Origin of the sequence: Methylorubrum podarium, from assembly GCF_022179745.1 — a bacterium.
Lineage (GTDB): Bacteria > Pseudomonadota > Alphaproteobacteria > Rhizobiales > Beijerinckiaceae > Methylobacterium > Methylobacterium podarium.
Genome location: NZ_BPRD01000047.1, coordinates 1 through 6495, shown reverse-complemented (window position 1 = coordinate 6495; position 6495 = coordinate 1). Strand labels below are relative to the sequence as shown.

At 70.2% G+C, this 6495-nt stretch carries 8 protein-coding genes; 6 read left to right on the top strand and 2 right to left on the bottom strand.

Translation table 11 applies throughout. The annotated features are described in order from the left end of the window. Window positions 1-472: Hint domain-containing protein (locus MFF42_RS02395; RefSeq protein ID WP_238254360.1), on the top strand; the 472-nt coding region annotated here is incomplete at its 5' end. A gap of 101 nt (window positions 473-573) precedes the next feature. Here MFF42_RS02395 and MFF42_RS02390 read toward each other — a convergent pair. After that, on the bottom strand, window positions 574-1029 hold the full coding sequence (locus MFF42_RS02390) for a DUF3597 domain-containing protein (RefSeq protein ID WP_238254359.1): 456 nt from the start codon (window positions 1027-1029) through the stop codon (window positions 574-576). A gap of 233 nt (window positions 1030-1262) precedes the next feature. On the opposite strand from MFF42_RS02390, the gene MFF42_RS02385 reads away from it, so the two are divergent. The 5 genes from MFF42_RS02385 to MFF42_RS02365 all read left to right on the top strand — a co-directional run bounded on the left by MFF42_RS02385 (window position 1263) and on the right by MFF42_RS02365 (window position 4660). Beyond that, window positions 1263-2288: an ABC transporter substrate-binding protein gene (locus tag MFF42_RS02385; RefSeq protein ID WP_238254358.1), complete on the top strand. Its 1026-nt coding sequence runs from the start codon at window positions 1263-1265 to the stop codon at window positions 2286-2288. 45 nt (window positions 2289-2333) lie between these two features. Further along, on the top strand, window positions 2334-3086 hold the full coding sequence (locus tag MFF42_RS02380) for an ABC transporter permease (RefSeq protein WP_238254357.1): 753 nt from the start codon (window positions 2334-2336) through the stop codon (window positions 3084-3086). After that, a complete protein-coding gene (locus tag MFF42_RS02375; protein WP_238254356.1) occupies window positions 3083-3853 on the top strand; it encodes an ABC transporter ATP-binding protein in 771 nt (256 codons plus the stop codon). The genes MFF42_RS02380 and MFF42_RS02375 overlap by 4 nt, the downstream gene beginning before the upstream one ends. Before the next feature lie 92 nt (window positions 3854-3945). Further along, on the top strand, window positions 3946-4380 hold the full coding sequence (locus MFF42_RS02370; protein ID WP_238254355.1) for a tellurite resistance TerB family protein: 435 nt from the start codon (window positions 3946-3948) through the stop codon (window positions 4378-4380). 88 nt (window positions 4381-4468) lie between these two features. Beyond that, a complete protein-coding gene (locus tag MFF42_RS02365; RefSeq protein WP_238254354.1) occupies window positions 4469-4660 on the top strand; it encodes a hypothetical protein in 192 nt (63 codons plus the stop codon). 226 nt (window positions 4661-4886) lie between these two features. Here the strand turns inward: MFF42_RS02365 and MFF42_RS02360 are convergent. Next, window positions 4887-6495, bottom strand: a 1609-nt coding sequence (locus MFF42_RS02360; protein WP_238254353.1) for a peptide chain release factor 3, incomplete at its 5' end; no start/stop codon positions are given.

The window sequence follows — 6495 nt, the reverse complement described above, 5'->3', positions numbered from 1 at the left end:
CTTCCATCAGCAGCCGGTGCGCGTCCGCGCGGGCGCCTTCGGCCAGGGCCTGCCGGCCCGCGACCTCAGCCTCTCGCCCGGCCACCCGGTGCTGGTCGGCGCCGATGCCGGCAACGAGGGCGGCGTGCTCGTCCCCGTGATGTGCCTGATCAACGGTACGACGATCACCCGCGAGCCGCGCGCCGGCGTGACCTACTGGCACGTCGAACTCGACGCCCACGACATCCTGCTGGCCGAGGGCCTGCCGGCGGAGAGCTACATCGACGGCGGCGACCGCGCCTTCTTCGTCGAAGGCTCCGACCACGCCCTGCACAACCCGGACTTCGTGCCGGCGGGCTGGGATGCCCGCTGCCGCCCGGTCGCGGTCGACGGCCCGCTCGTCGAGGCGGAGCGGCTGCGGCTCGACGCCGTGTTCGCCGGCTCCCTGAGCGAGCAGTGCGCGTGGGATGCCGCGAGCGCCTGGGCCGCCTGACGTTCGACAGGGCGCCGAGACAGAAAAAGGGGCGGCAGGGATCCTGCCGCCCCCTTCTCATTTCAAGTCGTCTCCGGCGGCCTCTCGCCGCCGCGAAGCACTCAGTCCTTGAGGTCGGCCGGAACCTTGCCGCCGTTCTCCTCGAGCTTCTTGATGACCTGCTTGTGCAGCCAGATGTTCATCGAGGCCGAGTCGTTCTTGTCGCCGGTGTAGTGCAGCTCGTCGGCGAGCTGCTGGCGGGCGTGCAGGCTCGAATCCAGGTCGAGCAGCTTCATCAGATCGACGATCGAGGTGCGCCAGTTCAGCTTCTGCGGGTTCTTGGCGGCGAGGTCGTTGAGCACGGCCTCGACATCGACCGATCCGCCCGAGGCGGCCGCGCCGCCGGACGCGGTGCCGCCGCTGGTGGGCGTGGAGGCCGGGGCGCTGCCGCCGCCGGACGACGGCTGGGCCTGGGTCTCGGAGGGCTTGGAGGACGACGTGCTGGACTCGGCGGCCTGCGCCTCCGACGAGCCGAACGGGTGGAGGATCTTGCTGACGATGCTGCCGATGAGGCTCATGGCGTAAGTATCCTGTCGTCTGTCCCGCGGCGTGGATGCCGCTGTCGGCTGGGTAAACGGCAGGAAGAACGAGGCCGTTCCGTTGCGGGCCGGCAAAGCGTCGCCGCCCGGCCCCGCCGCGTCGGATCTCGGAGTCGGGCCCCGGAGTCGGGGCAGCCGATGCGGAAGCGCGATTGGAAGATCGCGCCCACTGTGCCATGGGGGACGCCAACCGGCTCCCCTGGAATCCATCGATGCGCAATCTGTTCAAGGCCTTCGCCCTGATCGCGGGGCTCCTCGCCCTTCCCGTGCCCTTCGCCGCTCCGCTCGCCGCCCAGACCGTGCCCGTGCGCATCGGGGTCATCCCGGTGGTCGGCGCCGCCCCCGTCTTCGTCGCCAACGGCGAGGGCTGGCTCAAGGAGGCCGGGCTGGCGCCGACCTTCACCACCTTCGAGTCGGGCCCCAACATGATCCAGGCGCTGGCGTCGGGCACCATCGACGTCTACGTCGCCGGCATCGCGCCGCTCGCGGTCGCCCGCACCAAGGGCATCGACGTGCGGGTCGTGGCCGCCACCGCCATCGAGGAGATGGTGTTCGTGGCCGCCCCCAAGCTCGCGCCCTACTTCGCCTCCGCCCCGAGCAAGGCCGAGGCCTTCAAGCAGTTCAAGGCCAAGGAGGGCCGCCCCGCCCGGCTCGCCACGCAGCCGCCGGGCTCGGTGCCGAACACCACCCTCCAGCACTGGCTCTGGCAGGTGGCGAAGGCCGACAAGGCCGATGTCGAGATCGTCGCCATGGGCATCGACGCGACCCAGCAGGCCCTGCTCGCCGGCGCCGTCGACGGCGCCTCGATCCGCGAGCCGGCGCTCACCATCGTCCAGGGGCGCAACCCGAAGATCGCGCTGATCGCCACCGGCGGGGAGATGTTCCCCGACCAGCCCGGAACCGTGGTCGCCGTCTACGGCAAGTTCGCCGACGCCAATCCGAAGGCGGTCGAGGGCCTCGTCGCGGCGCTGGTCAAGGCGACCGACCTCCTGAAGAAAGATCCGGCCCGCGCCGCCCCGCCGGTCGAGGCGGCGCTCGGCAAGGGCATCACCGATGTCGCCACGATCCAGAAGGCGCTGTCGTCGCCGGCCGCGCGGTTCGTCGCCGACCCGCGCACGATCATCGAGGCGACCAAGAAGATGCAAGCTTACCAGGTTTCGATCGGCACCCTCGACAAGGAGGCGCCGACCGACGGCCTGTTCGACACCAAGCCCTTCGACGCGGCCAAAAAGCCCTGATCGAAGCCCTGATGTCCCTCCCGATCCGGACGCCATGATCGCGTGATGACCTCGTTCCGCTCGGCCGCCCTCGCGGCCGCGGGGCTCGCCGCCTTCCTCGCCCTGTGGGAGGCGGCGCCCCGGCTCGACCTCGTCAACCCGGCCTTCCTGCCGCCGCCCTCCTCGCTCCCGACGGCCTTTGCCCGGGAGATCTCGAGCGGTGCGTGGCTGCGCGCGGTCGCCGAGAGCCTGAGCCACTACGTGGTCGGGCTCGGCGCGGGCGCGGGCGCCGGCATCGCGCTGGGGCTCCTCTCCGGCATGTTCCGCTGGTTCGAGAGCCTGACCGCCTGGGTCGTGCGGCTGCTGCGCCCCATTCCCGGCCTCGCCTGGGTTCCCTTCGCCATCATCTGGTTCGGGGTCCAGCCCTCGGCCGCCGTGTTCATCATCGCCATCGGCGTGTTCTGGATCGTGTTCTTCGCCACGCAAGGCGCGGTGCGCGGGGTCGATCGCGACCTGATCGAGGTGGCCCAGGCCTTCGGCTTCCGCGGGCCGTTCGCGCGGCTCACCAAGATCCTCCTGCCCGCCGCCACCCCCGGCATCCTCGTCGGCCTGCGCACGGCGTTGGGCCAAGCCTGGATGGCGGTGGTCGCCGCCGAGATCTTCGGCGTGCCCGGCATCGGCGCGCGGATGATGCAAGCCTCCTCGCTCCTCTCCACCGACATCGTCGTGGTCTACATGCTCACCATGGCCGGGCTCTACGGCCTGTTCGACACCGGCTTCGTCGCCCTGCAGGGCTGGCTTCTGCGGTGGCGCGCATGAACGCGACGCCCTCGCCGATCATCGACATCCGGTCTTTGAGCCTCGCCTACGAGCGCGACGGGCGGCGCACCGAGATCCTCTCCGCCCTCGATCTCGCCGTCCCGCGGGGGCAGTTCCTCGTCATCGTCGGCGAGTCCGGCGTCGGCAAGTCGACGCTCCTGCGCGTGCTGATCGATCTCGCCAAGCCCAGCGGCGGCACGGTCCATCTCGGCACGGATCCCGAAAAAACCCGCACGCCGATGGCGCTCGTGTTCCAGGACGCGCGGCTGCTGCCCTGGCGGCGGGTGATCGACAACGTCGCCTTCGGCCTGGAGCGGCACGGCCTCTCTAAGTCCGAGCGCCGCGCGCGGGCGGCGGCGATGCTCAAGCTCGTCGGCCTGTCCGACCTCGCCGGCCGCTGGCCGCACCAGCTCTCCGGCGGGCAGCGCCAGCGCGTCGCCATCGCCCGCGCGCTCGCGGTCGAGCCCGAGGTGCTGCTGATGGACGAGCCGTTCTCGGCCCTCGACAGCTTCACCCGCGAGGGGCTTCAGGACGAGATCCAGCGCATCAAGGCGCAGACCGGCAAGACGGTGCTGTTCGTGACCCACGACATCGACGAGGCGGTCTACCTCGCCGACCGGGTCGTGGTGCTGGCCGGGAGCCCCGGCCGGATCGCGGCGGACGTCACCATCGCCCCGCCCCGCCCGCGCCAGCGCCGGGACGCCGCCCTGGTCGAGGCGGCGCGCCACCTGCGGGCGGAACTGTCGCGGCGCTCGGCAGAACTGTGAGAGATCCGTCAAGCTTGCCATCTTGACGGTTCGCTGCCCGCGTTGGAACCATCGGCGCCGTGCGGAGAGCCGTGCGCCTGGGGGAGTGCAAGATGGGGTTTTTTCAGGACGCCCTGGTCCGTCTCAACCGGGCGGTGATGTCCTACGCGGGCGATGCCGACTTCATGCACGCGGCGGTCTCCGCCGCGGCCAACGTGATCGTCGCCGACGGCGACACCGACGAGGAGGAGATCGAGGCGGCCCTCGTCAGCATGCGGGCCAACCCCATTCTCCAGAAATCCTACGACACGCTGACCCTGGAGAAGGCTCTGTTCGAGGCGCTGGCCCGCGCGGAGCTGCGCGCCGGGCGCCTGGAGAACAGCCAGCACGTCGCGGCCATCGCCGACCGCCCCCTGGAGCAGCGCCAGCACGTCTTCCTGATCGCGGCGGACGTGGCCGACAAGGGCGGCGTCACCGAGAGCGAGCACCGGGTGCTCGACGAGCTGGCCCGGGCGCTCGACGTGGACAAGGCGATGCTGCTCGGCTGAGTCGTCGCGACCGGGCGTCCTGCCCCGCGTCCCCTCTTCTCCCGGACGGCGCCGGGCCTATCTTCGCGGCTCGGACAGGAGGGCGGCCATGTACAAGGTGACGGGAACGGACCCTTCCGGCCGCACCCTGGCCTTCGCCTGCGGCACGGACGAGCAGGCCCTGGAAAAGACCTGGGAACTGGCCGGACGCGGCTTCCGCGACATCGTCGTCGCCGATCCAAAGGGACGCGAGATGAGCGCCATCGCCTTCGAGCGCTCGCTCGATCTCGACTACGATTGAGGCGGCCTCCGCTCGCGTACGCGGCATCGGGCCTATGGGGTCAGGACCTTCCCCGTCATTGCGAGGCAAAGCCGAAGCAATCCAGGGCGCAACCTCTCTGGCAAGGTCGCGCCGCTGGATCGCTTCGCTCACGATCGCGATGACGGAGCGTCTCACACTCCGATGCGACTAGCCGGAAACCGGATCGGAGACCGGGCGAATCCGCATCCCGGCGGACGCCCGCCGCTCACGCCGCCCGCTTCTGGTAGTCCTTCACGTCCGTGAACCGGATCTTGTCCCAGCGCTCTTCCTCGTAGCGGAGCGAGAAGGCGGTGGTCGCCATGAAGACCGGCGCGCCGTCGAGGTCGCTCGCCATGGCCGAGCCGTGGGCGTTGACGAACTTGTCGATCTCGGCCTCCGAGTCCGACTCGATCCAGCGGCAAACCGAGAACCGGCTCGTCTCGAAGTCGATCGGCAGGCCGTACTCCGCCTGGAGCCGCTCCTTCAGCACGTCGAGCTGCAGCGCGCCGACCACGCCGACGATGGCGGGCGAGCCGTCCTGCGGCACGAAGACCTGCACGACGCCCTCCTCGCCCATCTGCTGGAGCGCTTCCCTCAGCTTCTTGGCCTTCATCGCGTCGGTGAGCTTGATCCGGCGCATGATCTCGGGGGCGAAGCTCGGCACGCCGCGGAACACGAGCTCCTCGCCCTCGGTCAGCGTGTCGCCGATGCGCAGGGTCCCGTGGTTGGGGATGCCGACCACGTCGCCGGCATAGGCCTCGTCGGCGATCGCCCGGTCCTGGGCGAAGAAGAATTGCGGCGCCGAGAGCGACATCGGCTTGCCCGTGCGCACGAGCTTGGCCTTCATCCCGCGCCGGAGCTGGCCGGAGCAGACCCGCATGAAGGCGATGCGGTCGCGGTGGTTCGGATCCATGTTCGCCTGGATCTTGAACACGAAGCCCGTCATCTTCGGCTCGGTCGGCTCCACCGCGCGCTTGTCGGCCTCCTGGCCCCGGGGCGGGGGCGCGAAGCGGGCGAGCCCGTCGATCAGGTCGCGCACCCCGAAATTCCGCAGCGCCGAGCCGAAGAAGACCGGCGTCAGATGCCCCTCGCGGAAGGCGGCGAGATCGAAGGTCTTGAGGCCGCCCTCGGCCAGCTCCACCTCCTCGCGCCATTGATCGGCCGCACCGTTCTCGGTGAGCAGCTCGTCGAAGAGCGGATCGGCGAACCCCGAGACGGGGATCGTGCCGGCATCGTCCGCCGCGTCGAGCCGGCGCACCCGGTTGCCGCCGAGCTCGTAGGTGCCGGCGAAGGTGCGGCCGAGCCCGATCGGCCATGTCACCGGCGCCACGTCGAGGGCGAGCGTCTTCTCGATCTCGTCGAGGGTCTCGAACGGGTCGCGCGCCTCGCGGTCGAGCTTGTTCACGAAGGTGACGATCGGGATGTCCCTGAGCCGGCACACCTCGAACAGTTTTCGCGTGCGGGCTTCGATGCCTTTCGCCGCGTCGATCACCATCACGGCGGAATCGACCGCCGTCAGGGTGCGATACGTGTCCTCGGAAAAGTCCTCGTGGCCCGGCGTGTCGAGCAGGTTGAAGACGCAGTCGCCGTACTCGAAGGTCATCACCGAAGTGACCACCGAGATGCCGCGCTCCTTCTCGATGCCCATCCAGTCGGAGCGGGTCGAGACCCGGTTGCGCTTGGCCTTCACCTCACCCGCGAGCTGGATCGCGCCGCCGAACAGCAGCAGCTTTTCCGTGAGCGTGGTCTTGCCCGCGTCCGGGTGCGAGATGATCGCGAAGGTCCGCCGCCGCGCGACCGGGTCGGCGGATTTCGGATCGGCGGGTTTGGGGTCG

What these genes read in the sequence shown, in the direction of transcription:
- MFF42_RS02390 (WP_238254359.1), bottom strand. Translation starts at nt 1,029, where the DNA reads ATGAGCCTCATCGGCAGCATCGTCAGCAAGATCCTCCACCCGTTCGGC.
- MFF42_RS02385 (WP_238254358.1), top strand. Translation starts at nt 1,263, where the DNA reads ATGCGCAATCTGTTCAAGGCCTTCGCCCTGATCGCGGGGCTCCTCGCC.
- MFF42_RS02380 (WP_238254357.1), top strand. Translation starts at nt 2,334, where the DNA reads ATGACCTCGTTCCGCTCGGCCGCCCTCGCGGCCGCGGGGCTCGCCGCC.
- MFF42_RS02375 (WP_238254356.1), top strand. Translation starts at nt 3,083, where the DNA reads ATGAACGCGACGCCCTCGCCGATCATCGACATCCGGTCTTTGAGCCTC.
- MFF42_RS02370 (WP_238254355.1), top strand. Translation starts at nt 3,946, where the DNA reads ATGGGGTTTTTTCAGGACGCCCTGGTCCGTCTCAACCGGGCGGTGATG.
- MFF42_RS02365 (WP_238254354.1), top strand. Translation starts at nt 4,469, where the DNA reads ATGTACAAGGTGACGGGAACGGACCCTTCCGGCCGCACCCTGGCCTTC.